The organism is Pirellulales bacterium (assembly GCA_035656635.1).
Classification (GTDB): Bacteria; Planctomycetota; Planctomycetia; order Pirellulales; family JADZDJ01; genus DATJYL01.
Map to the genome: position 1 here is coordinate 28,502 of DASRSD010000110.1, position 26,513 is coordinate 55,014.

The window sequence follows — 26,513 nt, forward strand, 5'->3', positions numbered from 1 at the left end:
AAGCCGCGCAACTCAATAACTCAATCCGTACCCATACTGAAACAGCGCTTTGTCGGCATTGGCGTCTCCGGCGTGCAGCGGAACCTGATCCATGCTGGCGGGCCAGGTTTGAGAGAGCTTGCCGGTCGGCTTATAAGCGCCGAACAGCACGTCGGCCACGCCATCTCCTTCGGTGCCGGGCAACCAGGCGGCCACGAAGGCATCGCTGTGATCCAAAGCCTTGCCCAAAATCATCGGTCGGCCGGAAAGCAGCATCGTGATGACCGGTACGCCCAATTTTTTGGCTTTCTCCACCAGATCCAAATCAGATTGACTGAGGGCTAAATCTTTGCGATCCCCGGGCCCTTCGGCATACGGCATTTCGCCAATCACCACCAACACGGCATCGGCCCCTTCGCCGCCGCTGTCATCGGCGGAAAAAGTGATTCGCGAAGCATCGGGCACGACTTTGCGAAGGGCCGATAAAATCGTGGTGCCGCCATGGGTAACCATTCCCGGCTTACCCTGCCAATCGATGGTCCAGCCGCCGCATTGAATGCCGATATCGTCAGCCCCTTTGCCCATCACGTGCAAGTGCTTGATGTCTTTTTTCAGCGGCAGCGCATGATTTTCGTTTTTCAGTAGCACCAGCGATTGCCGCACGCACTCGCGCGCTACGGCCCGATGCTCCGCGGAGCCGATTTTGTCCAGATACGCCGGATCGGCCAGCGGCTGCTCGAACAGTCGCGTTTGGTACTTCACCCGCAAAATGCGCCGCACGGCATCGTCAATGCGGCTTTGCGGCACACGGCCTTCGTCGACGAGTTCTTTCAGATCTTTCAAAAACTCCACGTAGTTGTTCTTTTGGCCTGGCGGATAGGGAATCATGATCATGTCCAGCCCGGCATTGATGGATTGCTCGATGTCATTTTTGTAATCGGACGAAAGCTGATCGATGGCGGCCCAATCGGAAATTAAAAAGCCCGGGAAGCCGAGCTCGCCTTTCAGCACTTCGGTGAGCAAATACTTATTGCCGTGCATTTTTTTGCCGTTCCAACTGCTGAATGAAACCATGATGGTTCCAACGCCGGCCTTCACGGCCTCTTGATAACCCGGCAGATAAATTTTTCGCAGCGTGGCTTCGTCGCACTCGGTATTGCCCTGATCTTTGCCGTTGGTGGTGCCGCCATCTGCCAGGTAATGCTTGGCACAGGCGACGACCGAAGTGGGATCGGCTAAACTCTTCCCTTGAAGACCGCGGACCGACGCAGCACCCAGCGGGGCCACGACATCGGGCGATTCGCCGAAACTTTCATACGTGCGGCCCCAGCGCGGATTGCGCGCCACGGCAATACACGGCGCAAAGGCCCAGTTGGTGCCGGTGCCGGCCATTTCTTCAGCCGTGACGCGGCTGGCCCGTTCGATTAAATCCGCATTGCGCGTGCACCCCAGGCCGATGTTGTGGGGGAAGATGACGGCGCCGTCGATATTGCTGTGCCCGTGGACGGCGTCGACGCCGTAGATGATGGGAATTTTCAGCCGCGTTTTCAGGGCTTGCTTCTGAAACTCGTTGTAATAATTCGCCCAGGCTTTGCCGGTGTTGTCGTGGTTGGGCGGATCGGAACTGCCGCCGCTAAGCACGGAACCCAAAAAATATTTGGCGACATCGCCTTTGTCTACCAACGCGCCGGAATCGACCTGCACTATTTGGCCGAGTTTTTCTTCCGGCGTCATTTGCGAAAGCAGCGCGTTGACTTTGTCCTCCACGGCTTTGGCGTTCGCGCTGGAACTGCTATTTTCTGCAGCGGTGGAAGAAGAGAGCGCGGCGGAAACGGAAATCGACGCGATGGCCACGGCCAACCATACGATCTGAGAAAGCTTGGTCATGATGATCCTCTGGGTCTGTAGAATCTGCGCACTCGCGCATGATGAACGACCCCCCTATGCCCGCCGCTTCTGTTCGCTGCCTGACTTACGCTGCCTGACTTACGCTGCCTGACTTCGCCCTGCCCCAAATTCGCGCCGCCCTAAATTCGCAGCCCTGGCTGCGCCCGCTTCGAACCTTAACTTACAGGATACTTCTCGCCCGGCAACTGTTCAAAAAATTCCCAATTGATCGCGGGCCGATTCGGTCATTAAATCAGGCGACCAAGGGGGCGACATCACCAGCTTCACTTCGACTTCGCCGGCCCCTGCCAACGCTCCCAACACCTGCTTGCTTTGCCCAATTAATTGCGGCCCGGCCGGACAGGCTGGGCTGGTCATGGTCATTTCGATTTTGATGTTCTCCTTATCGCCGACGGGCTCCACGTTTACCGTGTAGACCAACCCCAGGTCGATAATGTTGACAAACAACTCTGGATCGATCACCTGCTTCAGCGCTTCTCGGACGGCATCTTCGGTTATGGGCATCGCATCACCATGAATCATCGCTTCGCGCGACGGAGAATACTACAGTTTCACCGCTATTTTAGTCGTGAAGTTTGACAAATACATCGTCGCCAGTCACTTTCACCTCGTGGGCTTCGGTGGCTTGGGTGGCCGGCATGGTTAGCGCGGCGCCATTGCGAATGTCGAACTTTGCTCCATGCCGCGGACAGGCAATGGTGCAGGCTGTGGCATCGAGGGCGCCTTCGCTCAGGGGACCGCCATCGTGTGTGCAAACATCATCCAGCGCGTAAAACTTGCCGCCGACCCGAAATAGCACCACCAATCGCTCGTCCACCTCCACCAGCATTTTAGCAGGATCGCCTAGCTCCGTCACACTGGCGACGCGCACGAAATCGGACATTTGGAAATCTCATTATTGCAAATCGTTTCGCAGGCCGTATGCTGCACTTCATTGTGGTAACAAAAACTTGCGGCCGTGCAAGGGGAACCAGGAATTTTTGGCCAGCGACGGGGACTCTGGCCGTCGGCTGGAAAACGCCGCACTTATGTGCCCCACGCGAATTCAACCCAAACTACTGCCGCTGGAAATCGACCTGTCGGCGGCGTTTTCTTTCGAGCAGGGCGTGGGCCGAGCTGAATTATTGCAGTTTGGTCCGCAATTGGAACGGGCGCGCCAGGCGTTGCTTGATAATCCGTCTGCCGCTGATAATTCGGGTTGGAAGCAACCACAGCACATTTTGGCCGATTATCACCGCCAGCGGAAAACCAGCTTGTTGGGGCAAATATTGGCGGTGGCCAAGCAGCTGCGAGAAACGGTAGATCGTGTGGTGGTTCTCGGGCCGCCGCGACTGGTCGCTGCGGCAAGCTCGCTATTTACGGCGTGTGGCCATCCGCATCACAACGACCTCTCACGCGGCCAGCGCGGCGGCAGACCCCGAATTTATTTCGTGCCCGCGCTGCCCGATAATGATGCCCTACAGGCTCTGCTGGAAATACTGCCTCATGGCCGCTTGCTGCAGACCGTTGATGAGCGCTGGGGAATCGTTGCGCTGGATGAAAATATCGTCAGTCCCGCCCGCGGAGAACAAGATCCAAGGCAACTGCTCGCCGGGCTGTTCAGTCTGCTGTGGGATCAGCTGCAATCGACCACCACCGCCGCTGGCGAAGTGCAACTTGCCGTGGCGATTGGTCCGCAACAGTCGCCGCTGGTAGCGCTGGCCGAGCAAATTGGCATGGCGCGAATTGATTTGGCCGAATCAAATTCGGCTGCTCATTTTCAGGCGGGCGTGTTATTCGCCGGCTCGGTGATCGGGCTGGATGTTGTGAAACTGCTCCACGGCGCACAAGCCATGGCGGAACGATTTGCCACAGCGCCTGTGGGCAATAATCCGCCGCTCGATTTGGCTGGTCTCTGGCATTTGCTGGCCAAGCGCTTTAGAGATCGGAGCTGCCAAATCGAGCCTGCGACTACGGAATTGGCGCCTTTAGCTCGGCAACTGTCCGGCTCTGAATGCAGCCATCGTCAGTCTTTACTTCTGATTCAGTGGCTGCCACAAGGTAGCCGTACCGACCGATTATCCGTTAAAATAGCCGCCGGCAGCGGATCGATGGACCGTCGGAATTGCAAAGAGCAGTTGCTGACCGATTTGGCTGCCGAAAACGCAAAAGCAGTGCGAACTGCGCGAACCGCCAATGGAAAGTTCACCGCGCTGGTGAAGATTCCGCTGGTCGATGAAGGGGCCGTCGGGCAATTGATTGAAATGCATCATCTGGCTTCTGCCGTGGAACATCTTTTGCTTTTTGCTTAATCACCCCCCGGAAAATAAGGATATTTAACTGCTAGCGTATTTTGTGCCGCCCCGTTGGGCTTTTCATGTTTGAGGAGCGCACTTTTCCCAGGCCGACGCTTACGCTTGGCCTGGGCTGTTTTCGGTTGCCCCGTTGGGGCCCATAGAACAAGCATGCTGGCAATTAAATAAGCTTTAAAGCCGGGCCAAATTTCTCACGACTCACCCCTCACTCCTTACCCCTCACTCCTTCTCATGTCCATCGAAATTACCTGGTTCGGCCACGCCTGCTTTTCCATCAGCACGGGCAAGCACACGCTGCTGGTCGATCCGTTTTTGGACGACAACCCTGCTGCGCCGGTCAAAGCGGACAGCGTGCAGGCCGACTTCATCCTGATTACGCACGGCCACTTCGATCACATTGCCGATGCGGTCAAAATTGCCAAGCGCACGGGCGCTACCGTCATCAGCAATTTTGAAATTTCGCAGTGGTTAACCAAGCAAGGCCTGAAGAACCCAATCGGTCTGAATCTTGGGGGTGGGACCACGCTGCCGTTCGGAAAATTGAAAATGACCATTGCCCATCATACTTCCACGCTGCCCGACGGCACGTATGGCGGCAACCCGGCCGGTTTTTTGCTCACCTTGGACGGCGCGAAAATTTACATTGCCGGCGACACCGCTTTATTCGGCGACATGCAGCTTTACGGCGCTGGCGGGCTCGACGTGGCAATTCTTCCCATTGGCGATACCTACACCATGGGTCCGGAAGATTCCGTGGAAGCAATTAAACTGCTCCGGCCGAAGCGCGTAATTCCCTGCCACTTCAACACCTGGCCGCCAATTAAGCAGGACGTGAAAGCGTGGGCCGAACTGGTGCGCTCGCAAACCAAAGCCACTCCCGAAACGCCCGAGCCCGGCGGCAAAATTACGGTTTGAACAGTGCGACCGAATTGATTTTACCACAGACACAGAGGAACGCTGAGGGATTTATATTTGTATTCCCTCTGCGTTCCTCTGTGTCCTCTGTGGTTAAGTTTTAGGGCGCGGCTCACTGGCCACCTGAATTTCGTCCCCCACCACGCGCACGTCGAAACTGTCGATTTTGATTTTCGGGCTGTCGGCCCAGGTTCCGTCGCACACTTTGAATCGCCAGGCATGCCAGGGGCAAGTCACCACGCCATCGCACACTTCGCCGGCGCCCAGCGAGGCCCCCATGTGCGGGCAAGTATCGTCAATGGCCCTGTATTGCCCGCCGGAATTGAACACGGCCACCAATCGCTCCCCCACAGTCACGGTAATCCCCTGCCCTTCGGGAATGGAACCAACCTTGGCGACCGTGACAAAATCGGGCATGCAGGCACTCTTCTCCAAAATGAGCAACTTGTTTCCACAATTCTAGGGATTATCTTTTGTTGCGGAACACCCTTCGGGTTGAATCGCAACCAAAAAATCTGCGATAATCGGTTCCATGCTTAACACCCAACTTAAAGAGTTTGTCACCCGCTTCATTTTGCCGCGGGTAATACAGCCAGCGCAATACGTGGGGGGCGAGCTGAACATGGTTCGCAAAGACCATCGCAGCGTGCGCGGCAAACTGTGCATTGCCTTTCCCGATTTGTACACCATCGGCATGAGCCATCACGGCCTGCAAGTGTTGTACACGCAGATGAACAGCCGGGACGATTGGGCCTGCGAACGGGCTTTTACGCCAGCCTTGGACATGGAGGCGCAGCTCCGCCAGCACGACAAACCGCTGTACAGCCTGGAAACGTTCACGCCGCTGTCGCAGTTCGATGTGCTGGGCTTCACGCTGCAATACGAAATCTGCACCAGCAATCTGCTGACGATGCTCGATTTGGGAGGCATTCCGCTGCATAGCACGGAGCGTACGCTAAGCCATCCGTTGGTCATTGCCGGCGGACCCTGTGCGCAAAATCCGGAGCCGCTGGCGCCCTTTATCGATTTATTCGTCACCGGCGACGGCGAGCCCAGCCTGCCGCTCATTTGCGACGAGTGGCTCAACTATAAAGCCGCGACCGCTGCTCGCGCTGATGCAACGATTGATTCTCGCGAATCCGTCCTCGCCCAGCTCGCTGCCAAGTTTCCCTTCGTGTACGTTCCAAGGTTTTATGAGCCGGAATACTTTGCCAATGGGCGCATCGCCGCCATCAACCGCACCCGCAGCGACGTGCCGGAAACGATCGAGCCCTCGGTCATTAGCGACCTGGACGCCATGCCGCTCCCCACGGCTCCCATTTTGCCGTATGTGGAATGCGTGCACGACCGCATCGCCATCGAAATTATGCGCGGCTGCCCGTGGCAGTGCCGGTTTTGCCAAAGCACGGTCATCAAGCGGCCGCTGCGCATTCGGGAAGTGGAAACCATCGTGCAGGGAGCATTGGAATCGTACTACCGCACGGGCCATAACGAAGTTTCGCTCCTCTCGCTTTCGACCAGCGATTATCCCTACTTCGAGCCACTGGTGCGGCGAATGAAAGAAGTGTTTGGCCCCTTGGGTGTGAGCATTGCCTTCCCTAGCTTGCGCGTGAACGAGGCGCTGAAAGTCGTGGCTTCGCTCATCGGCACGGAGCGGCATTCCGGCATGACGTTGGCGCCGGAAGTGGCCCGGGATGACATGCGCGAGCAAATTCGCAAAAAAATCAGCAATCAAGATTTGTTCGACGGTTGCCGCGAGGCGTTCAAAAACGGCATCGACAAAGTCAAGCTGTACTTCATGTGCGGTTTGCCCGGCGAGCGCGAAGTCGATTTGAACGGCATTGTCGAGATGGCGGAAACCATTGCCGAAATTGGTCGGGAAGTTCGCGGCCGCTACGCCAAGGTGACGGCCAGCGTGTCGAACTTCGTCCCCAAGCCGCACACGCCGTATCAATGGAACGCCATGCAGCGGCGCGAGTATTTTCATTGGGCCCATCAGTATCTCAAGCGGCGCGTAAAAATTCGGGCCGTGCAAGTGAAGTGCCATCACGTGGAAACGAGTTTGCTCGAAGGATTATTGAGCCGCGGCGATCGGCGCGTGGCCCAGGTGGTGGAACTCGCCTGGCAGCGCGGGGCCCGGCTGGATAGTTGGAGCGAGCATTTGAATCCGCAACTGTGGTGGCAAACGCTGGCCGATTGCGGGCTGAATTTCGACGAGCTTGTTCATCGCCCGGCCGAAATTGGCGACCGCCTGCCGTGGGACCACATCAACGTGAAAAAGGGCCGCACCTATCTGGAAAAAGAGCACGACCGCAGCGTGATCCAACTGGCGGCCATGGCGAATGCCGAGTGAATCCAATTCTGATGTCGCGCTTCAAACTTCTGGCCTTGGATATCGACGGCACGTTGGTCAATAGCCGCGATGAACTAACGCCGGCTACCAGCGCCGCCATTCGCAGGGCTTGCGAGGCGGGCATTCGCGTGGTGCTGGCCACCGGGCGGCGGTATTCTAAAGCGCTGCATTTGGTGGAACCGTTGAAGCTGGATGTGCCGCTGATTTCCGCCAGCGGCGCGATCATTAAAGATCCGCTCGACCATCGCACGCTGTTTTGCGCCGAGTTTTTGCCCGGCGTGCTGGAAGAGGTATTGTCGATGGTCGCGGCCGCCGGTCACGATGCGGTGCTGTATGCCGATACGTTTTCCGAGGGCTTCGATTTTTATTGCCCGCGGCTGGACGTGAACGGCACGAATCAAACTGATTTGGCCGAATACTTCGCTCGCAACGTGGGTTGCGGCCGCCAGTGGCCGAATTTAATGCGTGCGCCGCCGCCGGGAATTTTCGCCGGGTTTGCCATGGCGGCTCGTCCCACGATGGCAGCATTGGGCCAGCGGCTGGTTCAAAAATTCGGCGCTGATTTGTACGTTCACATTTTGAAGAGCCCATTTTATACGGGCTGGTTTTGTGAAATTGAGCCTGGAGGCGTGAGCAAATGGTCGGCCGTGCAGCATTTAGCGCGCGATTGGGGAATTGGCGATGAAGAAATTTGCGCCGTCGGCGATGACGTGAACGATATTCCCATGGTCCGTGGCGCCGGCTTGGGCGTGGCGATGGGAAACGCCGTGGCCGAGCTAAAAGCCGCTGCCGACCGTGTCGCCCCCTGCCACGACAGCGACGGCCTGGTCGAAGTGGTCCGCTGGCTGCTGGATTGAGCGAGCACCAGTCGGGCGTTTACTGCTGGCAGCCTAAGATCACGTATAATTGATTGGCCGGCCAGGCGTTTATCCAATGTCCAGCCTGTAACAGAGAACCACTTGCATGATTAAGCCTCTAGTCTATGTCGAAACCACCATTCCAAGTTTCTACTGCGAGACTCGGACTTCGGCAGATGTCGTGGCTCGAATGCAATGGACACAACAATGGTGGAAAACGGCTGCCGATCGTTTTGAGCTGTGCTCGAGTGCAGCCGTGTTAGATGAGTTAGGTGGCGGAGAGCTACCGGAACGCAATGCGCTGCGACTGAACTTGATGAAGCACGTGCCCCTCGTACCCATTACTGATGCCATCGGTGAGATTGTACAAGCTTACTTGCATCATCATCTGATGCCGACGGACCCTGCTGGCGATGCACTGCATTTGGCGTTAGCGTCGTATCATCGGTGCGATTTTTTGGTTACTTGGAATTGCCGGCATTTAGCAAACGCAAATAAATTCGGACATATTCGTCGGGTCAATACGATACTCGGTTTGTGGATCCCCGCGATTGTGACACCGCTTGAACTTCTGGAGAACGAACCATGAAAGACGATCCGGTCATTGACGAAATTCGAGAAGTGCGACGAAGAATATCCGCGCAATTCGATCATGATCCGGCTCGATTGGTAGCCTACTATCAACAGCTACAAGAGCAACATCGAGATCGGCTAATGAAAACGGACCCCACATCGGACAGACCTCCAGCCATAGTGCAATAAATCGGCTCAGCTGCCGACCGTGTGGCCCCCTGCCACGACAGCGACGGATTGGTGGAAGTGGTAAGTTGGCTGCTGGATTGATGATTCAGGCGATTTGATAGGGTCGCGCACTGCGGCTAGCCATTGGGCTTAAACCAAGAGATGGCCAGCAAGACTAATCCGGCAAGTCCGAGCAGCACGCCAATCAGCGAAAGAGCATCGGAATTCCGCGGCGCGACCGTTCCGGCAATTAAAAGCTGTGCACCGGCCAAAACCAAGATGGAAGCCGCGATTGCTTTCATTTGTAGCCCCAAGTGTTTGTGTTAGGTGATGTACAGTTGAAGGAACATTTTTCGCAGTCGACCCATACCTCCAGAGCTTTGCAATCTGTTGTATGGATGCTTGACAAGAAGTCGTTCCTATTGTAGCGGCCGAGGAAGGGACCAAACACTGAAATTTACTAACCGAATACTAACTTTCACCTCGTATATTTGCCAAACGGTATTCTTCCAAAATTGCCAAATCAATCATTTGTTTCTTTCTGCGAGGATTTCGTCCCCATGCTTCACCAAAGCCGCACGTCTGGCATAACTTTCCACTTGCGTTTGTTGGCGGTGCTGTTCGTCGTGGCAGCGGCATCCCCCAGTTTTGCCCAAGACCATTACCTTCCTGCGGGCAAGCCCGATGTGCTGACGCTGTTGCCGCCGCCGCCGGCTGCCGATTCGCCGGAGCAGGCTGCCGACCTGGCGGAAACCGTCGCCGCCCATAAAACTATCACGGCGGAAGAAAAAGCTAAAGCCGAGGCCGAAGAAAAGAAATTCAGCGTGGCCAGTTTTGCGTCGACCATTGGCCCGGCATTTCAGCTCAACAAGCTTCCGAAAACGGCAGCTTTTTTTGAACACGTGCAAAAAGAGACCGAGGAAGTAATCGACGTGGGCAAAAATCATTGGCAGCGGCCGCGGCCGTATCAAGTCGATCCGACCGATTTGCATCACGGCGAAAAAAATCCGAGTTTCGGCTATCCTAGCGGACATTCCACGCAAGCCACGGTGCTGGCGGCGCTGCTGGCCGAAGCAATTCCCGATAAACGCGACGCCATTTTGGCCGAAGGCCGCCAAGTGGGCTGGGATCGCGTGATGTTGGGACGCCATTACGAAACCGATATTTACGCCGGCCGGGTATTGGGCCAAGCGATTGTCCGCCAATTGCACGAAAGCCCCGCCTTCGAGCACGATTTTGCCGAAGTGAAAGCGGAGGTTGCGAAGAACTTGGCGATAGCGGCCACAACCACCTCGGCGATGCCGCCGCATGCTGCCATGACAATGCCCTCCGGCTCGCCAACCGTGCCACTAACACCTGCCCAATGAAATTCATTTCCGAAATCGAAACTCCGCGCTTACTTGGGAGGCAAATGCTGCCGGACGATTTTGGCAACATGTGCCAGATGAATCGGAATCCGCAGGTCATGGCAACTCTTGGCGGCCCTCGCACCGACGAGGAAACTCGAGTGTTGTTTCAGGCCAACCTGGATCACTTCGAACGACACGGTTATGGCCTGTGGATACTTTTTTCCAAGCCATCCAGCGTTGTCGGCGAATCATTATTCGTCGGTCGGTGTGGTCTGAGGAACGTATTTGTCGGCGGCCATGACGAAGTAGAAGTGGGCTACGCCCTGCTCCCGCAATTCTGGAACCAAGGTCTGGCCACGGAAATTGCTCAGGCGAGCGTGAATGTCGCTTTTAACGATCTGCACCTGCCGGAGCTTGTATCATTCACCTTGCCGACCAATTTGGCCTCGCAGCGTGTGATGGAAAAATGCGGCTTCGTTTTCGAGCGCAACATCATCTGGCATGACCTGCCCCATGTGTTTTACCGGTTGAAACACTAAGCATATATGGTCGGCGACAGAAACCGTCGCCTCCTACAATGATTTTCAGCCGCACGCTAAGATGTGGGTATGATCAACACTGATGGCTCTCCAAAAATCACGATTGCCGAATTTCAAAAACTGATCCGCGACATGTACCTGGAAAAGGACGTGGCTCGCGGAATCGACGGCACCTTCATGTGGCTGATGGAAGAGGTGGGCGAGCTGGCTTCCGCTTTGCGAAACGGCACCCACGAGGAGCGATTGGGCGAATTCGCCGACGTGTTGGCCTGGCTGGCCACCATTGCCAACGTGGCGGGCGTCGATTTAACGGAGGCCATCGCCAAAAAATACGGCTCCGGCTGCCCCGGCTGCGGCCAGTTCATTTGCACCTGCGCCGATGCGGAAAAGCCGTAAGTATACTTCTCACCACGGAGGCTGGTTTCTTGGCTTCCTAAGAGGCTGTTTCAAAACTGGACTTCCTTCAAGGGTGGCTGGGGTCGAGTGCCGCCGAGCCCCCAGTGAATAGGCTGCTGGGGGCTCCCTTCGGTCGACCCCAGCCACCCGATTCCTAGTTTTGAAACAGCCTGTTATAAGTATTTATCGTTCCCCTCTGCGCACCTCCGCGTCCTCTGTGGTTTAAAAATTCGATAGTCAGCTGCTCTGCGCCTCCGTGTCTCCGTGGTGAAAATCCGACGCGATGAAAATCCGTCACGGATCATAGCCAAGGTTCGGCGAGAGCCAGCGTTCGATTTCCGCCAGCGGCAGGCCTTTGCGGCGGGCGTAGGCGTCGGCCTGGTCGCGGGTGATGCGGTCGACGGCGAAGTAGCGGCTGTTGGGGTGCGCAAAATACAGCCCACTGACGCTGGCCGCCGGCCACATGGCGTAGCTTTCGGTCAGCGTGATGCCGGCCTGTTGTTCGGCGTCGAGCAAATCGAACAGAATGCGTTTTTCGGTGTGGTCGGGACAGGCCGGGTAGCCGGCGGCGGGGCGAATGCCGCGGTATTTTTCCTCGATCAATTCATCAGTCGATAGTTTTTCTTTACGTCCAAAGCCCCAGTCGGTGCGGGCTTGCCGATGGAGATATTCCGCGAACGCCTCAGCTAGCCGATCGGCAAGCGCTTTGGTCATGATCGAGTTGTAATCGTCGTGATCGCGGTCAAATTTTTTGGCCAGCTCGTCGCAGCCCAGTCCGGTGGTGACAGCGAATGCGCCCAGGTAATCTCGAACGCCGGTTTCGGCGGGGGCGATAAAATCGGCCAGCGAGAGAAAATCGTGTTGCCCCTTGCGCTCCCATTGCTGGCGGAGGAAATGGAAGCGCGTAAGTTCGTGCTGGCGGCTGTCATCGGTGTAAAGGGCCACATCATCGCCCAGCGAAGCCGCCGGCCAAAAGCCATATACCCCGCGGGCCGTCAACAGTTTTTTCGCCACAATTTCGTCGAGCAGACGGCGGGCATCGTCGAACAGTTTGCGTGCCTCGCCGCCGACATTTGGATCTTCAAAAATCCGCGGATATTTGCCTTTCAGCTCCCACGTGAGGAAAAACGGGGACCAATCGATGAAGGGCACCAGCTTTTCCAGCGGCAAGTTGTCGATCACTCGCCGACCGGTGAAGGCCGGCTGGGCGATTTGCCCCGCGGCATCCACAGCGGCCCAATCGGTTTGGAAGCGGTGCGCCAGCGCCTCGTCATACGGCACCAGCTTAATTTGCTGTCGCAGATTGTAGGATTCCACCAATTGCTTTTGCACCGCCTGGTTGCCGCGCACCAGTTCGTCACGCCGCTGGGGATTCAACAGCTTTTCCACCACACCGGCGGCGCGGGAAGCATCCAGCACGTGAATGGTCGGTTGCTTGTACTGCGGCGCAATTTTTACGGCGGTGTGCTTGGCGCTGGTCGTGGCGCCGCCAATCAACAGCGGCAAATCAATTTCTTGCCGTTGCATTTCCCGGGCCACGTGGACCATTTCGTCCAGGCTGGGCGTAATCAGCCCGCTCAGGCCGATCATGTGGACGCCTTCCTTGCGGGCGGTATCTAAAATGCGTTCGCAGGGAACCATCACGCCCAGATCGATCACCTGGTAGTTGTTGCAGCCGAGCACCACGCCGACAATGTTTTTGCCGATGTCGTGCACGTCCCCCTTCACGGTGGCCAGCAGCACCTTGCCGCGCGGCTTGTCTCCCAGGCCGGCGGCGGCTTTTTCCGCTTCCATAAAGGGGAGCAAATAGGCCACGGCTTTTTTCATGACGCGGGCACTTTTCACCACTTGGGGCAAAAACATTTTGCCGGCGCCGAATAAATCGCCGACCACTTGCATGCCGGCCATCAGCGGGCCTTCGATAATTTCCAGCGCCGTGGGAAATTTTTGGCGGGCTTCTTCGACGTCGGACTCAATAAAATCGACAATGCCCTTCACCAGCGAATGGCTGAGCCGCTTTTCGACCGGCTCGTTGCGCCAGACTTCATCGGCCACAGTGTCGCCGCCGGATTGCTTTTTCACCGTTTCGGCAAATTGAATGAGCCGCTCGGTGGCATCAGGCCGGCGGTCCAGCAGCACATCTTCCACACGCTCCAACAAATCGCGCGGAATTTCTTCGTACACGGCCAGTTGACCGGCGTTCACAATGCCCATATCCATGCCGGCGCGGATGGCGTGGTACAAAAACGCGGCGTGCATCGCTTCGCGAACCACGTCGTTGCCGCGGAACGAGAACGAAATGTTACTGACGCCGCCGGACACTTTGCACAGCGGCAGGGCGCGCTTAATTTGCCGCGTCGCCTCAATATAATTGAGCGCGTAGCGGTTGTGTTCCTCGATGCCCGTGCCGACGGTGAGAATGTTTGGATCGAAAATAATGTCGCTTCCGGGGAAGCCGATTTGCTCGGTGAGCAGCTTGTAAGCGCGGCGGCAAATTTTCAGCTTGTGATCGACTTCGGTGGCCTGGCCGGTTTCGTCAAAAGCCATGACTACGACAGCCGCGCCGTAACGCCGGGCCAACTTGGCGTGGTGTAAAAATGCTTCCTCGCCTTCTTTCAGGCTGATGGAGTTAACAATCGCTTTGCCCTGCACGCATTTGAGGCCCGCTTCAATGACCGACCATTTGGAGCTGTCGACCATGATCGGCACGCGGGCAATTTCCGGCTCGGCAGCCAGCAAATTCAAGAATTTGGTCATCACCGCTTCGCCGTCGAGCAGGGCTTCGTCGAAGTTCACATCGAGAACATTGGCGCCGGCTTCGACCTGCCCACGGGCCACGCCGAGCGCATCTTCAAACTTGCCATCTTTCACCAGGCGGGCGAATTTTTTGCTGCCGGTTACGTTGGTGCGCTCGCCGATCATGATGAAGTTTGATTCCGGCCGAATCGTGAGCGGCTCCAGCCCGCTGAGGCGGGTGAGCGTTTCCACCTTTGGCCGGCGGCGCGGCGGCACTTTATTTACGGCATCGGCAATGGCTTTGATGTGCGGCGGCGTGGTGCCGCAACAACCCCCGACAATGTTGATCCAGCCATTGCGGGCAAACTCACCCAGCAGCCGGGCCATCGATTGCGGCGTTTCGTCAAAGCCGCCCAGCGCGTTGGGCAATCCGGCGTTGGGGTAGCAGCTGATGAAAATCGGCGCGATGTGGGAAAGCTCTTCCAAGTAGGGGCGTAATTGCTCCGGACCCAGCGCACAGTTAATGCCGACGCTCAGCAAATCGACATGCGCCAGCGAATTCCAACAGGCCTCCACCGTTTGCGCCGAAAGCGTGCGGCCATCTTTGAACACGGTGAACGAGGCCATCACTGGCACGCGCACGTCGTGATCGTCAAAATATTTTTCGATGGCGAACAGGCAGGCTTTCAGCACCAGCGTGTCGAACGCAGTTTCGGCCAGCAGAAGATCGACGCCCCCTTCCACGAGTGCCTCGACCTGCTCGTAATACGTTTCGACCATTTGATCGAACGTGGCGCCTCGGTAACCGGGATCTTCGACATTGCCGGCGATCGAAAGCTGTTTGTTCGTTGGCCCGATGGAGCCCGCCACAAACCGCGGCCTTTCCGGATTGCGAGCCGTGAAATGATCGGCGGCGCGCCGGGCCAGCGCCACCGCGGCGAGGTTCATTTCGCGCACGTGGCCTTCCAAGGCGAAATCGGTCAGGGCGACGCTGGTGGCGCCGAAGGTGTTGGTTTCGATCAGGTCGGCCCCCGCTTCCAAATAAGCGCGGTGGATGTTTTCGATTGCTTCCGGCTGAGTGAGGCACAGCACGTCGATCAAATTTCGCAAATCCTTCGGATGGCTGGCGAATTGGCGGCCGCGAAAATCGGCTTCGCTAAACTTCAGGGCGTGGACCATTGTGCCCATGGCCCCGTCCAGCACCAGAATCCGCTGGGCAAGCAGTTGCTCGAGTGCTTCACGAGTTACCGGTGGTCGGGCGACGAGTGACATGGGCAAGTGTTAACGAAGGAAATATGGGGCTGAGACAGTCTTCGAAAGCCGCAAGACTTGTGTGTGTAATAATTTACGATGTTTTTGGCGGTCGCTGCCAATGCTGCTGGCAGTTTCAAAGTATCTCACAGGCACGGGAAATGGGCAACTTCGCCATCAAAGCAAGTATATGGACGCCGTCAAACGACACCGGCTAGCAATCAATTGCTAGCCGACTAGTTCATTTTACCTACCTCCAAAACTCCACGCGACCGCGCTATTGCTCAAGATCGATACATTCCTCACCCGATAATGCGGATTAGCGCCGTTGTCTGCGCAGGCTTCAACAAGCTGCGCGAACAGCTTCGCTCGGAATGCCACCGTGATATCCAAGGAAGGTATTGCATGAGCCAGCCGCAAGACGCAATTCGACCACGGCATCGTCGCCGCCGCCAACAGGAAATTGGCAACCCAGGCGGAACGGCAATGACCAGCGCCGAGCAAAGCACGCGAGTGATTATCCGCGTCCCGCTGGTTACCACACACGGAAAGATTCCTGCACCGCATAGCACGGCATCGCTGCCTTCCGCCCGTGGGACGGTCTCGCTGGGGGCCGCCAGCGATTTGCCTCCGTCGCCTGTTACGACAAGCGGCAAACAACAAGGTTCGAGCCATCATCCAAGCCAGCCACAATTCTCCGAAGCGCATTCGCAAGCCACCGCAAAATTGTCGCTTCAACCTCAGCCGCCGGCAAAAGCAAACATTCGAATTCATGTAGCCCACGGTGGTGATTCGTCGGGACCGCATTCCGCCGCGGCTGCCTGGATGGAGCAGTCCAGCAACGTGCTGGCTGGAATGTTGCAAAAGCGAGCACTGTTGGCGCTGGCTTTGATTGTGGCAGCCGCGCTCGGCGTGGTGCTGTTATCGCGTGGGCATTCGCATCACTCAGACCAGCCGGCAAATTCTCCGGACGTTAATGCCGCGCACAATCAGTGGAAATCGGAAACGCCATTTCCTGCGGACGCAAACAGTACACCAGCTCGGCAGGATGGCCAGGGCACGGGTCCCTATCGCTATTCCGTGGCAAGCAGCCCGGGGATAGTAACCAAAGCCGATCAGCATACCATCGGCGATCGAACCTCTGATGCCAGCGCCGCGTCGAAATTGCCGACGATACCTAATTCACAGTTGGACGAGCAGAACTCGTGGTTGGAAAACACTTTCGCCCCGCCACCTGGCGCGAATTTGCCGGCGAATGTTGCTGCACCCACGGGAATCGATTCTCCGGCGGGCGCCAATCTGCCGGCGCGGATCGCGCCGCCAAGTTCCGGCCCGCCCAACACCACGCTCAATTCACCTGGTTCTGAGCGGCCGTCAATTTACGCGGCCCGATTGGAACCACTCCCCGGCGGCGAAAGTGTATTCTCGGGCGTCAATGGCCGAGTTGCAGGGACCGCGGTTTTTGACGGCACTATTAAAAATCCCGCGCAGATTTCACGATGAGCATTTCCGATCGAGCGTTTATTCGTGCCTATCATGAAGACCCGGCGCACACGGGCCGCGGGTCCATTGCCGCCATTGACATTGGCTTAGGATCGGTCATTCCGCCGCCGCACGCAAAGTTTCCACCCACCGATGCCCCGGCGAGCAAGGAGCCAATAGCGCCAAACCAAACGATTGCGCAAGGAGAACCCGAAGCCGCGGCGCCGGGAATACTCAGCAATTTACCGGCAGCCCGAATTGGCATGACGAAACCGCACATTCCGTTGGGACAATCGCCGAAAGCGGCGCTGTCTGCATTTACCAGCTTAGGCGCAGCGACAATTCCGGCTGCGAATTCGCCAAAGCCGGCGCTGGAAATCGACTCCGTACGCTGGCCTGCCATGTGTGAAGCGCTGTTGGCGAAATCCGGCGAGGGATTCGATCGACTGGCTGCCGATTTGCGCGCTGAGGCGGCCGCCGGTCACAAGGTCACCGCCATTACGGGCACCAATCGGAGTGAAGGCCGAACGACGCTGTCCCTCTGCCTTGCGCGATGTTTGGCCGCTGAAGCGCATTCGAGAATCATTTTGGTCGATGCGGATTTCGGCTCCCCGCAAATGGCGTCCCAATTTGGAATTGCCCTGGAGCGTGGTTGGGAAGCGGTTCTGGCCGGGGACGAACCGTTGTGGGAAATGCTGATTGAATCGGTCGCCGATCGCTTCGCATTGGCGCTGTTGGGCAGCGGAGTTTCCGCCGGAGCAACCCACAAAAGTTCAACGGCGACCAATTCGGCGGTGATTAATTCCGCCGCCACCAGCGATGCCATTCAACACCGCATTGTGCCCGAAGCGTTTCGGGTGGCCGCCGTACTGGGCGAGCTCGCTGAACATTTTGATATGGTATTGATCGATGCGGGCCCGTTGATGCCGGAATCGGTCACGGGCCAATGGCTGCTGGAGCCATCGGTGGGAGTGCACAACATTATTTTGGCCCACGATGTCCGCCGTCCCGAAGCGCGTCGGCTGGCCGCGGGTTGTTTGCGAATTGCGGAAGCCAAGCAGCGTCAGTTGGGAATTGCGGAAACATTCGTCTCCGGGATTTAATCAACCGCAATGGTTGGAAACGATGCATCCGCCGGCATGTCCGGCGCCGCCCATGTACGAAGCTTACTGGCAACTCGATCGGCGACCGTTTGAAAACACCTCGGACGCTCGCTTTTATTATCCGGGCGAAAGCCATCAAGGGGCCATGCTGAAGCTGCGCTATGCGGTAGAAAACCGGCGTGCCGCGGCGCTATTGTGCGGCGCCTCGGGAAGCGGCAAAACGCTATTGGTTAGACAACTGCGCCGGCACCTGAGCAAGCAATACCGTCCCTTTGTGCATTTGGTATTTCCGCAAATGCCGACCGAGATGCTGCTGGCCTACGTGGCAGATGAGCTGGGTGCGCCCGGCGAATCGATTTTGAATAATGTGGAGCAGACCGTCCGGCGGATCCAGGAATTTTTAATCCAAAACGCCGCGCAGGATCAGCATGCCATTGTGGCCATCGACGAGGCTCATTTGCTGGACGACAGCCGCACTTGGGAAGCGCTCCGGCTGCTGTTGAATTTCGAGGCCGATTCGCAACCCCTGTTAACCTTGCTGTTGGCGGGGCAACCCGGACTTTTGCCGCAGATGGAACGGATGCCCGCGCTTGAAGAACGGCTGGGCGTGAAATGCTTGCTGCGGCCGTTTACCATCGACGAAACGGCGGCCTACGTGAACTTCCGACTGCAAGCGGCGGGAGCCAAACGGCCCATCTTCGAGGCCGCAGCGATGGAAACGCTGCAAGAGCTTACGCACGGCCTGGCGCGAAAAATCAACCGCTTGTGCGATTTGGCAATGCTAGTCGGTTTTGCCGAGGAGCACAGCAGCATCTCCGCCGAGCAGTTGGAAGCCGTGGCAGATGAACTGGTAACCGTGGCCCCTGAATGACCTTAGTTATTCAACTGCGGGTGTTCTGTCCACCGCGGGCGTTCTGTCCACTCGAAACGGCGTTAAATCAACCCCCGGCGATTCGCCGCGAATGAGGCGGCTCATGACCACTGCGGTTCCCGTCGAAAGCCACAACCCATGGCGAAAATGTCCGGCGGCAATAAAGGCATTCTCGATCCCCGGCACGTATCCCAAATAAGGCAGCCCGTCGACACTGCCGGGACGAAAGCCACACCAACTGCGCTCCACTGCCGCCGATTTGAGCTCGGGCGCTAAGTTGACGGCAAAGCGCAGCAAATCGGCCACGGCTTCCGCCGTGTTGCGGCGATCGAAGCCGACGTCTTCCATCGTGGTGCCGATCAGCAGCCGGCCATCATCGCGCGGCAGCAAGTAGCGATGGCCAACATCGATGTTCCATTCCACAATCCGCTCGACGATGGGCCGCGGTGTGGAAAGCATCACAATTTGCCCGCGCATCGGTTTCACCGTTATTTTCAAGCCCAAGCGCGCGGCAATGCTTTGCGACCACGCCCCGGTGGCCAAAACCACTTGGTCTGCCGCTATCGAGCCCACATTCGTTTGCACCGCAGAGACTCGCGAGTCAGAAATTTCAAAATCGTAGGCTTCCACGCCGGCGGAAATTTCCACGCCGCGCTTTTCGCAGGCGGCGATGAGGGCCTTCAAATGTCGTGGGCTGCGGATTTGCACTTCGTCGGCCGCCAATGCCGCGCCGTGCAACTGGCAGCGATCGTAAACGCCTGCCAACGCTGGTTCGAGCTGGTCAATATCCGTGGAGTGCAGCCACTTCACGCTGACCCCCTCGCGCCGCCAACGTTCGCATTGTTTAAGTAGATCGGCGGCAGCCGTATCGCTGTCGGCCAGTTGAATGCCGCCCGAGCGGCGATAACCGTTGTCGATGCCCGTTTCTTCCCGCAGCCGGGCGGCCCAATCGGCATGTAATTGCGAACTGAACCCTTGGAGCCATTCGGCGGGCGGCGCCTTCATGCGAAATTTGCACGGGGGAAGAATGCCGGCGGCAGCCCACGAAGTTTCGCACCCCGGCTGGCCCCGATCCAACAAGCGCACCCGCAACCCTTGGCCAGCCAACTCGTAAGCCAGCGACAGCCCGATAAAGCCGCCGCCCAGAATTAAAACGTCGGGCATTCGCAGAGTTCAAGGTTCAGGGTTCAGAAATTTACGCCGTACTCGAAATGCCATCGTACGCTACACAGTTGCAGTTTAGCAAACCCTACCCCCTACCCCTGCGCGTTGGTGGCCACCGAGGAATCGTCGCCAATGTTAATCCACAAGTGCACGTGCGGCGAGCCGCGGAAGTACCACACGAACGAAGGTCCTTCCAGCCGCCAATTGTCCCACACGCCATCGTCGCCAATATCGCCCGCGGAGTAAAACGCCAGCGAGCACTTGTCAATGCCGCCTTGCTTGTTCAAGCAGGCACGCACGTCTTCGCAATCGGCATTGCGATAGGGCGAGAGCATGATGGCCATGGTTTTATCGAGTTGCTCGCGCTGATCGTGCGTGAGTTCGGTCACCGGAAGGCCGGGAAATTTCCCGTCTCCGCCGCGGAAGCTAACGGCCGATTCCGCCGGCAGCCGGCTTTGCAGCGACGCTTTGCGCTGCTTGCCGTCGAGCATTTCGAAAATTTTGTTCGCTGCCACCGCCTGCGGCCAAAACACGTTGCCGGGATGGTCGGCTTGTTCGTTGAACCCACTGGCCGCGTGACCGTGGAAAACAGGCCCACCGAACGCCATGTGGTCGATGTTGTGGCCGTCCACACGCACCGTCAAATGCCGACCGGTCATCACCAGCTCAAACTTGCCTTCGCCCGGGTGACCGAATAGCGCGACACTTTGCGAATGGCCATAGCCGCCGGCGTCGTCTTGCAACTGGTGGTCGATTTTTGGAATCCACTCGGGCTGGAACAATCCTTCATAAATCGCGCGGATAATTTCTTGCTGATCTTTGCTGTAAAATTCGCTGCCGATGGCCGGCTCGGTAATGTTCCAGTTGTTGCTCACTCGGGTTCGCAGCAGGCCGCGCTTCGGATCGACATAATCCCAATCGAAGGCCACCTTTTCGCGCTGCTCCGGCCGCAAAGAATCGTACAGTTGCTTGACCAGCGTCTCGGGAATGGCTTTCGTAGCCGGGGTTCCGTTGGCCGTCAGCGCCGCCGGAATTGCCGCGGCATCTTTGGGATCGGTCACCGTGGCTTCCGCAGCGCGAGCAATGATGTTGGGCAAGCCAATGGCGCCTGCTGCAAAAGTTGCCGCCACGGTCCCCGCCGTTTTGACAAAATCACGCCGATTGAAAAATTCCCGAAGCGTGAGAAATTCGAAGCCCGATTCGCAATCGGGACAAATCCGCTGGGCCTTAGAATTGGTTTGATTTGATTGAGACATATTCGGCACTCCTTTGTGGCGGCTGCTCGCGGCAGTCGGCAGACGGTAAGCGGCAGAGGCGATGCGGGAATCAGCTTTCCCGACCACTCATCTATTAGACCGCAATCGGGAAATGGTTGCAAACGCGCGCGTTTTTGATCGTATCCTAATCAGCCCTAAAAATTGCTCCGCGTTAAACAACGCTCGCCAAACTGCCGTTAATCAGGCATCCCATGTGCAAATAAGGCGACCTCGACGGCTAAACTTACTGATTGAATGCATCTAGATGCCGAGTGACTTTTGATTGAAAGTTGCATCTTGTAACCTTATAACTTTCTGCAAGGCCATACAACTAAGAAGTTTTATTGGTGGGGCGAATCATACAAGTATTGAGTAGGTAACAATGGACAACTGGCTTAGACGATGCATTGCCGAAATTCTTGGAACGTTTGCTTTGGTGTTCGCCGGAACGGGCGCAGTTGTTATCAACAATGTGACTAACGGTGCGGTCTCGAACGTAGGTATCGCTCTGACATTCGGCCTCATTGTTTTGGCGATGATCTATTCGCTTGGTGATGTTTCAGGCTGCCATCTGAATCCTGCTGTCACCTTGGGTTTTTTCGTTGCTCGACGATTAGAAGGACGATGGCTATTGCCATAATATCACTGCCCAATGCCTTGGAGCACTTGGGGCGAGCTTCACGTTGCGCATCTTATTTCCGAACGACCAAACACTTGGGATGACAATGCCATTAGGCTTGCCACTGCAATCATTTATCCTAGAAGTAATCCTGACATTCTTCTTGATGTTTGTCATCTTGAGCGTGGCGACAGGATCGAAAGAGAAAGGCGTGATGGCAGGTGTGGCGGTTGGTTCGGTGATTGCTCTTGAAGCCATTTTTGCAGGGCCGATCTCCGGAGCATCGATGAACCCTGCCCGCTCACTCGCACCAGCCTTGGTTGCTTTACAATTCAAAGACCTATGGATTTATCTGACTGCTCCATTCCTCGGAGCAATCATGGCGGTAATGGGTTGTCGATGTGTACAGGAGAAAGGATGCTGCTGCTCAATGCCAAATGAAGAGGCAAATTGTGCTGTATGAAACGCCTAGTCTTCGTGCGCGTTGAGAACTCAAATCGCAGCCAAATGGCAGAGGCGTTCGCCCATATCCACGGGGCGGACAAGGTCGAAGCATACGGTGCGGGATCACGGCCTTCTGGAAGCGTCAATGCAAAAGCCATCGAAGCGATGCAAGAGGGGCTCGTTCAAAGCAGCGAATAGCTGGGAACCTTGCGCGCTGTTTTTGGCCGTGGGACAATTTGCTTTTTATGTGGCAGAATCGCCCGACTGACATAGTCGGGCTATGTACAGCTTGTCCCACTACTCGTGTTCATCGCCCTTGGCAATGCGAACAAAAAAATGTTGATCGCTGGGCCTGCACAATGCGGCGAACGGCGCCGCGCCGGCAAGTGAGGCACGGTTGGCCCGCACGATCGTAAACCCGGTGATGATGTTGATACCCGCCCGATTCGTTCAGAGCGTTGCGGTAAGTGCCATCCGAAAGCGTAGAACCTTCGTATTGAATGGCTTCCAACAAAACCAAGTTTATCGCCGCGTGCAGCCGATCCCAATGTTGGCCATGCAGCCGGCGGCAGCGTGCGGATGGATGAATGCCAGCCACATGCAAGATCTCGGAGGCATATAAGTTCCCAATACCTGCAATGGCGTGCTGATCGAGCAAGGCAACTTTGATTGGCCGACTGCTATTGCCTAGCCGCTCGCGCAGTTGATCGGGCGTTAGTTGCAAAGCATCTGGACCAAGCGTAGCATCCGGGCCTTGGAATTTGGCTGCGAATTCCTCCGCCGCCAATAGGGACACCAAACCCAAACCGCGGCGATCCCAAAACAGCAGCTCATTTGCGGTCGCGCTTGCCGTTTTGCGGCCTTTCGCTTGGCGCGGCGGTTTGCCGTTCGCCCCGAGATGCTTGCCATCCGGCTCGATTAATTGCAAGCGGAATCGCAAATGCTCCAAAGTGGGTGGATTGCCGAGCAGCACCAGGCCGGTCATGCGCGGTTCGATGACAATGGCTTCCTCACCGGGTAAATCAAACTCACCCGCTTTCGCAGGCCGGCTCTCCGATTTTTTGGACAGCCAAATAACTACCCGCTTGCCGGCCCGATCGATGGCCACGATGTTCTTCCCCTCGACCCGGCGGCGGAAAACATCCATCCGCGGGCGGATGGCAATTGGCCGTCGCTTGCAAGGCGGGCGTTCCACATGCGCCACCTGGCGGCCAACCAACGGCAAAAGCCCGCGGCGCATGGTTTCAACTTCAGGGAGTTCGGGCATGGGCGAAATCGAGGCTCGGTTTCAATTGCATTCACTGAGATAGCCAGACGGCGATTGCATTGTACCGGATCAATGGCTTCAGTTGATAAACTTTGCCAACCATTCTGCGCGATCCAACCACGCCAATTGTGCGATAGATTTTCGGGTTGGAGCGGCCCGAATTTGGGAAATTGGCAGCTCATGTTGAACGATGGCGGTTGTTAAAATTTGCCGCCTAGGCAGAGAGCAACGTTAAACCTTTTCGGCTATTCCGCATAACGCAGTCATTCGGTTTATTCGCCAGGGTTGGGAAACTCCGCAGGAAGCGGACAAGCGAGGCCGATTTCAAACAAAACAGGGACGTCGCACAACCGTGGTAACACGGTAGCGATGTCTTCCCGCCAGCCAATCCGCTAGCTCATCCCGCCGCGCATCCCACTGCGCACACCATCCGCCCGAGTTTATCCCGCCAGCACAGCCACGGCTTTTCCCCAAAGCCGTGGCTGTTTTTATTGCGGTTTTGGGCGAACCGCCCCTCACACGCCGTGTCTGCCCAACAATGTCGAAATGTCCCTTGACCCCGCGCCGCAGCAGCCAACAATAGGGGTTCACCATTGCTGACCCGGATTGTTAATTGGGGAAGACTTTGCCGATAGCGAAATTTGTATGGCAAAACTAAGCCAAGCTCCCGATGCCGCAGGCCGATTTGGCGACTTCGGCGGCCGCTATGTGCCCGAAACGCTAACGGCCGCACTCGACGAACTGGCCGTTGCTTACGACCAGGCTCGGGGCGATACGGCCTTTCAGCGCGAATTGGACGATCTGCTGCGAAATTATGTCGGCCGCCCATCGCCGCTGTATCACGCCAAACGAATTAGCCAGCATGCTGGCGGAGCGCAAATCTATCTCAAGCGAGAAGATTTAAATCACACCGGCGCCCACAAAATTAACAACACGCTAGGGCAGGCGTTGCTTACCTTGCGAATGGGCAAAAAGCGCGTGATTGCCGAAACCGGCGCCGGCCAGCACGGCGTGGCCACGGCCACTGCTTGCGCCCGCTTTGGCCTGGAGTGCGTGGTGTACATGGGCGAAGAAGATATTCGTCGCCAAAAGCCCAATGTGTTCAGCATGCGGCTATTAGGAGCAGAAGTGCGACCGGTTAGCAGCGGTTCGCGAACTTTGCGCGACGCCATCAACGAAGCCATGCGCGACTGGATGAGCAGCGTTCGCACGACCCATTACATTTTGGGCTCGGTCGTTGGGCCACATCCATTTCCGCGCATCGTGCGCGATTTTCAATCGGTCATTGGCGGCGAAACCGTGGAACAATGCCGGACGCAAATTGGCCGGTTGCCCAATTTGGTCGTTGCCTGTGTCGGCGGCGGAAGTAATGCGGCCGGCATGTTTTATCCGTTCGTCGAGCATGCATCAGTCGAACTGTTGGGCGTGGAAGCTGGCGGGCGCTCGGCCAAACCCGGCGATCATGCCGCGCCCCTCTCTCACGGCTCGCCAGGCGTGTTGCATGGCAGCTACAGTTACGTGATGCAAGACGAAGATGGCCAAACTTGCGACGTGCACAGTGTTTCTGCTGGCCTCGATTATCCCGGCGTCGGGCCGGAACACAGCTTTTGGAAAGACTCCGGCCGTGTGAAATACACCAGCTGCCGCGATGACGAAGCATTGGCGGCGTTCAATTTGCTGGCCCGGACCGAAGGGATTTTGCCGGCGCTGGAAAGCTCGCATGCCATTGCCAAAGCGGTGGAAATGGCCGGTAAACGTGGCAAGGACGAAATTGTCGTGGCCTGCCTTTCCGGCCGGGGCGACAAAGATGCGGCCGAAATTGCCCGACTCCGCGGCGAATCGTTTGGGTAAACAACAATCTCAAACGCTGAAAGTTGCCGATAAAAAACACTCGGGATTGAACGCTACGATCCATTCAGAGGTGTCGTAATGATTTCCGTAATGTTGCGAATGGCTACAAACCTAGCAATGTCGCCCGCATAGACAACGCAGAATGCAGAGTTTGGTTTTGTGGCTATCTCGTAGGGATGCTCAACACGAATGGAATTTCCGTCGCTCAGATGAATCTCAAGAGGTTCAAATGGCGAGCGATTCATCAATTCAATCATTTGGTTTGCGGTCATGGCGAAGCCTTTAGCGAAGTGGCGTTCACACTTGAAGTATACCACGATGTGAGTTTTCGGTCATGTCTGCAATTGACGATTTATTTCAGAAGCTGCGCCGCGAAAAACGCAAGGCGCTGATGCCGTTTGTCACGGCCGGCGATCCCGATTTGGAATTCACCGCCGCGGTGCTGCAAGAATTTGCCCGCCGCGGTTGCAGCCTGTGCGAAGTCGGCATTCCCTACAGCGACCCCATTGCCGATGGGCCGGTGATTCAGGAATCGTACACGCGGGCGCTGACACACAAAATCAAACTGGCGGAAATTGCGCAGTGTTTAAGTGGAGTAACGCCGAAAGTATCCATTCCGTTGGTCACGATGGTCAGCTATGCCATTGTTTACCGTCACGGATTGGAACGGTATGTGAACGACATGCAGCAGGCCGGGATTGCCGGCGCGATTGTGCCTGATCTGTTAGTCGAGGAATCCGCACCGCTGGCGAAAATCTGCCGCCAGGCCGATTTCAGTCTGATTCAATTGATTACGCCCACGACGCCGAAAGAGCGCGCCGTACGCATTGCCGAAGCATCGACCGGCTTTATCTACTACGTTTCGGTCACCGGCATTACCGGCGAGCGGCGCGAACTACCGCCGGACTTGCTCGATAACGTTGCTTGGCTGCGCGAGCAAACGCCGCTGCCCGTGTGCATCGGTTTTGGCATTAGCACGCCGGAGCACGTGCGTGTGTTGGCGCCTGTGGCCGATGGTTTGATCGTGGGCTCGGCCATTGTCCGCCGCATTGCCGCCGCATCGAGCCAACCCAAGCCCGCGGGGCTAACCGACGTCGGCGAATACGTGGGCAGCTTGTTGGCCGCGATTCAATAGGTC

At 56.9% G+C, this 26,513-nt stretch carries 27 protein-coding genes; 17 read left to right on the forward strand and 10 right to left on the reverse strand.

The features are described from left to right. Positions 1–12 precede the first annotated feature (12 nt). From VFE46_10275 to VFE46_10285, 3 genes are all read right to left on the reverse strand, one after another. Complete coding sequence (locus VFE46_10275) at positions 13–1,866, reverse strand: glycoside hydrolase family 3 N-terminal domain-containing protein (protein HZZ28375.1); 1,854 nt, start codon at positions 1,864–1,866, stop codon at positions 13–15. Positions 1,867–2,076: 210 nt separating this feature from the next. Beyond that, positions 2,077–2,391: a metal-sulfur cluster assembly factor gene (locus VFE46_10280; protein HZZ28376.1), complete on the reverse strand. Its 315-nt coding sequence runs from the start codon at positions 2,389–2,391 to the stop codon at positions 2,077–2,079. A gap of 58 nt (positions 2,392–2,449) precedes the next feature. After that, entirely contained in the window at positions 2,450–2,770 is a 321-nt protein-coding gene (locus VFE46_10285) for a non-heme iron oxygenase ferredoxin subunit (GenBank protein HZZ28377.1), read from the reverse strand. A 97-nt stretch (positions 2,771–2,867) separates the two neighbouring features. Here VFE46_10285 and VFE46_10290 point away from each other — a divergent pair, with 97 nt between their 5' ends. Then, a complete protein-coding gene (locus VFE46_10290; GenBank protein HZZ28378.1) occupies positions 2,868–4,178 on the forward strand; it encodes a hypothetical protein in 1,311 nt (436 codons plus the stop codon). A gap of 234 nt (positions 4,179–4,412) precedes the next feature. Then, the gene (locus tag VFE46_10295) at positions 4,413–5,096 is read left to right on the forward strand and encodes a metal-dependent hydrolase (GenBank protein ID HZZ28379.1); all 684 of its coding nucleotides are present in this window, start codon (positions 4,413–4,415) and stop codon (positions 5,094–5,096) included. Between the two features lie 93 nt (positions 5,097–5,189). On the opposite strand, the gene VFE46_10300 is transcribed toward VFE46_10295, so the two are convergent. Further along, complete coding sequence (locus VFE46_10300) at positions 5,190–5,513, reverse strand: Rieske 2Fe-2S domain-containing protein (GenBank protein ID HZZ28380.1); 324 nt, start codon at positions 5,511–5,513, stop codon at positions 5,190–5,192. Positions 5,514–5,628: 115 nt separating this feature from the next. Here VFE46_10300 and VFE46_10305 point away from each other — a divergent pair, with 115 nt between their 5' ends. From VFE46_10305 to VFE46_10320, 4 genes are all read left to right on the forward strand, one after another. Beyond that, on the forward strand, positions 5,629–7,449 hold the full coding sequence (locus tag VFE46_10305) for a TIGR03960 family B12-binding radical SAM protein (GenBank protein HZZ28381.1): 1,821 nt from the start codon (positions 5,629–5,631) through the stop codon (positions 7,447–7,449). Continuing rightward, complete coding sequence (locus tag VFE46_10310) at positions 7,446–8,306, forward strand: HAD-IIB family hydrolase (protein HZZ28382.1); 861 nt, start codon at positions 7,446–7,448, stop codon at positions 8,304–8,306. Before VFE46_10305 ends, VFE46_10310 begins: the two co-directional genes overlap by 4 nt. A gap of 106 nt (positions 8,307–8,412) precedes the next feature. Beyond that, a complete protein-coding gene (locus tag VFE46_10315) occupies positions 8,413–8,895 on the forward strand; it encodes a type II toxin-antitoxin system VapC family toxin (GenBank protein HZZ28383.1) in 483 nt (160 codons plus the stop codon). Next, positions 8,892–9,068, forward strand: a complete 177-nt coding sequence (locus VFE46_10320) for a hypothetical protein (protein HZZ28384.1) — start codon at positions 8,892–8,894, stop codon at positions 9,066–9,068. The genes VFE46_10315 and VFE46_10320 overlap by 4 nt, the downstream gene beginning before the upstream one ends. 116 nt (positions 9,069–9,184) lie before the next feature. Here VFE46_10320 and VFE46_10325 read toward each other — a convergent pair whose 3' ends face one another. Beyond that, positions 9,185–9,349, reverse strand: a complete 165-nt coding sequence (locus VFE46_10325; protein ID HZZ28385.1) for a hypothetical protein — start codon at positions 9,347–9,349, stop codon at positions 9,185–9,187. 258 nt (positions 9,350–9,607) lie between these two features. Here VFE46_10325 and VFE46_10330 point away from each other — a divergent pair, with 258 nt between their 5' ends. The 3 genes from VFE46_10330 (at position 9,608) to VFE46_10340 (ending at position 11,331) form a co-directional block, all read left to right on the forward strand. After that, positions 9,608–10,414: a phosphatase PAP2 family protein gene (locus VFE46_10330; protein ID HZZ28386.1), complete on the forward strand. Its 807-nt coding sequence runs from the start codon at positions 9,608–9,610 to the stop codon at positions 10,412–10,414. Beyond that, positions 10,411–10,935 carry a GNAT family N-acetyltransferase gene (locus VFE46_10335; protein HZZ28387.1) on the forward strand — a complete coding sequence of 175 codons (525 nt, stop codon included), beginning with the start codon at positions 10,411–10,413 and terminating at the stop codon, positions 10,933–10,935. Before VFE46_10330 ends, VFE46_10335 begins: the two co-directional genes overlap by 4 nt. A 69-nt stretch (positions 10,936–11,004) precedes the next feature. Next, a complete protein-coding gene (locus VFE46_10340; GenBank protein HZZ28388.1) occupies positions 11,005–11,331 on the forward strand; it encodes a MazG nucleotide pyrophosphohydrolase domain-containing protein in 327 nt (108 codons plus the stop codon). A 294-nt stretch (positions 11,332–11,625) separates the two neighbouring features. Here VFE46_10340 and metH read toward each other — a convergent pair whose 3' ends face one another. Next, positions 11,626–15,339, reverse strand: a complete 3,714-nt coding sequence (gene metH, locus VFE46_10345; protein ID HZZ28389.1) for a methionine synthase — start codon at positions 15,337–15,339, stop codon at positions 11,626–11,628. 384 nt (positions 15,340–15,723) lie between these two features. On the opposite strand from metH, the gene VFE46_10350 reads away from it, so the two are divergent. Genes VFE46_10350 through VFE46_10360 form a run of 3 tightly spaced genes read left to right on the forward strand, consistent with a single transcriptional unit; the run spans position 15,724 to position 18,774 of the window. Further along, positions 15,724–16,821 (forward strand): hypothetical protein, encoded by a 1,098-nt coding sequence (locus tag VFE46_10350; protein HZZ28390.1) that lies wholly within the window; start codon positions 15,724–15,726, stop codon positions 16,819–16,821. Further along, positions 16,818–17,903, forward strand: coding sequence for a hypothetical protein (locus VFE46_10355; protein HZZ28391.1), 1,086 nt, complete (start codon positions 16,818–16,820; stop codon positions 17,901–17,903). Before VFE46_10350 ends, VFE46_10355 begins: the two co-directional genes overlap by 4 nt. Positions 17,904–17,955: 52 nt before the next feature. Beyond that, complete coding sequence (locus tag VFE46_10360) at positions 17,956–18,774, forward strand: AAA family ATPase (protein HZZ28392.1); 819 nt, start codon at positions 17,956–17,958, stop codon at positions 18,772–18,774. 6 nt (positions 18,775–18,780) lie between these two features. On the opposite strand, the gene thiO is transcribed toward VFE46_10360, so the two are convergent. Together thiO and VFE46_10370 are read right to left on the reverse strand one after the other, a co-directional pair. Continuing rightward, positions 18,781–19,938 (reverse strand): glycine oxidase ThiO, encoded by a 1,158-nt coding sequence (thiO, locus tag VFE46_10365; GenBank protein HZZ28393.1) that lies wholly within the window; start codon positions 19,936–19,938, stop codon positions 18,781–18,783. A gap of 92 nt (positions 19,939–20,030) precedes the next feature. Then, the gene (locus VFE46_10370; GenBank protein ID HZZ28394.1) at positions 20,031–21,194 is read right to left on the reverse strand and encodes a DUF3500 domain-containing protein; all 1,164 of its coding nucleotides are present in this window, start codon (positions 21,192–21,194) and stop codon (positions 20,031–20,033) included. A 382-nt stretch (positions 21,195–21,576) separates the two neighbouring features. On the opposite strand from VFE46_10370, the gene VFE46_10375 reads away from it, so the two are divergent. From VFE46_10375 to VFE46_10385, 3 genes are read left to right on the forward strand one after another with little or no spacing between them, the layout of a single operon-like run. Then, positions 21,577–21,834, forward strand: a complete 258-nt coding sequence (locus VFE46_10375; protein ID HZZ28395.1) for an aquaporin — start codon at positions 21,577–21,579, stop codon at positions 21,832–21,834. Between the two features lie 43 nt (positions 21,835–21,877). Further along, positions 21,878–22,276, forward strand: coding sequence for an aquaporin (locus VFE46_10380; GenBank protein ID HZZ28396.1), 399 nt, complete (start codon positions 21,878–21,880; stop codon positions 22,274–22,276). Beyond that, positions 22,273–22,455 (forward strand): hypothetical protein, encoded by a 183-nt coding sequence (locus VFE46_10385; GenBank protein ID HZZ28397.1) that lies wholly within the window; start codon positions 22,273–22,275, stop codon positions 22,453–22,455. The genes VFE46_10380 and VFE46_10385 overlap by 4 nt, the downstream gene beginning before the upstream one ends. 109 nt (positions 22,456–22,564) lie before the next feature. Here the strand turns inward: VFE46_10385 and VFE46_10390 are convergent, their stop codons facing one another. Beyond that, the gene (locus VFE46_10390) at positions 22,565–23,524 is read right to left on the reverse strand and encodes a DNA-formamidopyrimidine glycosylase family protein (protein ID HZZ28398.1); all 960 of its coding nucleotides are present in this window, start codon (positions 23,522–23,524) and stop codon (positions 22,565–22,567) included. A gap of 645 nt (positions 23,525–24,169) precedes the next feature. Here VFE46_10390 and trpB point away from each other — a divergent pair. Then, positions 24,170–25,375 carry a tryptophan synthase subunit beta gene (gene trpB, locus VFE46_10395; protein ID HZZ28399.1) on the forward strand — a complete coding sequence of 402 codons (1,206 nt, stop codon included), beginning with the start codon at positions 24,170–24,172 and terminating at the stop codon, positions 25,373–25,375. 53 nt (positions 25,376–25,428) lie between these two features. Here the strand turns inward: trpB and VFE46_10400 are convergent, their stop codons facing one another. Further along, positions 25,429–25,647 carry a hypothetical protein gene (locus VFE46_10400; protein HZZ28400.1) on the reverse strand — a complete coding sequence of 73 codons (219 nt, stop codon included), beginning with the start codon at positions 25,645–25,647 and terminating at the stop codon, positions 25,429–25,431. A gap of 62 nt (positions 25,648–25,709) precedes the next feature. Here VFE46_10400 and trpA point away from each other — a divergent pair, with 62 nt between their 5' ends. After that, the gene (trpA, locus tag VFE46_10405; GenBank protein ID HZZ28401.1) at positions 25,710–26,510 is read left to right on the forward strand and encodes a tryptophan synthase subunit alpha; all 801 of its coding nucleotides are present in this window, start codon (positions 25,710–25,712) and stop codon (positions 26,508–26,510) included. The last annotated feature ends 3 nt before the right edge of the window (positions 26,511–26,513 follow it).

Excerpts from the sequence above, each read along its gene's own strand:
- VFE46_10275 (HZZ28375.1), bottom strand. The coding sequence starts at position 1,866 with ATGACCAAGCTTTCTCAGATCGTATGGTTGGCCGTGGCCATCGCGTCG.
- VFE46_10280 (HZZ28376.1), bottom strand. The coding sequence starts at position 2,391 with ATGCCCATAACCGAAGATGCCGTCCGAGAAGCGCTGAAGCAGGTGATC.
- VFE46_10285 (HZZ28377.1), bottom strand. The coding sequence starts at position 2,770 with ATGTCCGATTTCGTGCGCGTCGCCAGTGTGACGGAGCTAGGCGATCCT.
- VFE46_10295 (HZZ28379.1), top strand. The coding sequence starts at position 4,413 with ATGTCCATCGAAATTACCTGGTTCGGCCACGCCTGCTTTTCCATCAGC.
- VFE46_10300 (HZZ28380.1), bottom strand. The coding sequence starts at position 5,513 with ATGCCCGATTTTGTCACGGTCGCCAAGGTTGGTTCCATTCCCGAAGGG.
- VFE46_10305 (HZZ28381.1), top strand. The coding sequence starts at position 5,629 with ATGCTTAACACCCAACTTAAAGAGTTTGTCACCCGCTTCATTTTGCCG.
- VFE46_10315 (HZZ28383.1), top strand. The coding sequence starts at position 8,413 with ATGATTAAGCCTCTAGTCTATGTCGAAACCACCATTCCAAGTTTCTAC.
- VFE46_10320 (HZZ28384.1), top strand. The coding sequence starts at position 8,892 with ATGAAAGACGATCCGGTCATTGACGAAATTCGAGAAGTGCGACGAAGA.
- VFE46_10325 (HZZ28385.1), bottom strand. The coding sequence starts at position 9,349 with ATGAAAGCAATCGCGGCTTCCATCTTGGTTTTGGCCGGTGCACAGCTT.
- VFE46_10330 (HZZ28386.1), top strand. The coding sequence starts at position 9,608 with ATGCTTCACCAAAGCCGCACGTCTGGCATAACTTTCCACTTGCGTTTG.
- VFE46_10335 (HZZ28387.1), top strand. The coding sequence starts at position 10,411 with ATGAAATTCATTTCCGAAATCGAAACTCCGCGCTTACTTGGGAGGCAA.
- VFE46_10340 (HZZ28388.1), top strand. The coding sequence starts at position 11,005 with ATGATCAACACTGATGGCTCTCCAAAAATCACGATTGCCGAATTTCAA.
- metH (HZZ28389.1), bottom strand. The coding sequence starts at position 15,339 with ATGTCACTCGTCGCCCGACCACCGGTAACTCGTGAAGCACTCGAGCAA.
- VFE46_10350 (HZZ28390.1), top strand. The coding sequence starts at position 15,724 with ATGAGCCAGCCGCAAGACGCAATTCGACCACGGCATCGTCGCCGCCGC.
- VFE46_10355 (HZZ28391.1), top strand. The coding sequence starts at position 16,818 with ATGAGCATTTCCGATCGAGCGTTTATTCGTGCCTATCATGAAGACCCG.
- VFE46_10360 (HZZ28392.1), top strand. The coding sequence starts at position 17,956 with ATGTACGAAGCTTACTGGCAACTCGATCGGCGACCGTTTGAAAACACC.
- thiO (HZZ28393.1), bottom strand. The coding sequence starts at position 19,938 with ATGCCCGACGTTTTAATTCTGGGCGGCGGCTTTATCGGGCTGTCGCTG.
- VFE46_10370 (HZZ28394.1), bottom strand. The coding sequence starts at position 21,194 with ATGTCTCAATCAAATCAAACCAATTCTAAGGCCCAGCGGATTTGTCCC.
- VFE46_10375 (HZZ28395.1), top strand. The coding sequence starts at position 21,577 with ATGGACAACTGGCTTAGACGATGCATTGCCGAAATTCTTGGAACGTTT.
- VFE46_10385 (HZZ28397.1), top strand. The coding sequence starts at position 22,273 with ATGAAACGCCTAGTCTTCGTGCGCGTTGAGAACTCAAATCGCAGCCAA.
- VFE46_10390 (HZZ28398.1), bottom strand. The coding sequence starts at position 23,524 with ATGCCCGAACTCCCTGAAGTTGAAACCATGCGCCGCGGGCTTTTGCCG.
- trpB (HZZ28399.1), top strand. The coding sequence starts at position 24,170 with ATGGCAAAACTAAGCCAAGCTCCCGATGCCGCAGGCCGATTTGGCGAC.
- VFE46_10400 (HZZ28400.1), bottom strand. The coding sequence starts at position 25,647 with ATGACCGCAAACCAAATGATTGAATTGATGAATCGCTCGCCATTTGAA.
- trpA (HZZ28401.1), top strand. The coding sequence starts at position 25,710 with ATGTCTGCAATTGACGATTTATTTCAGAAGCTGCGCCGCGAAAAACGC.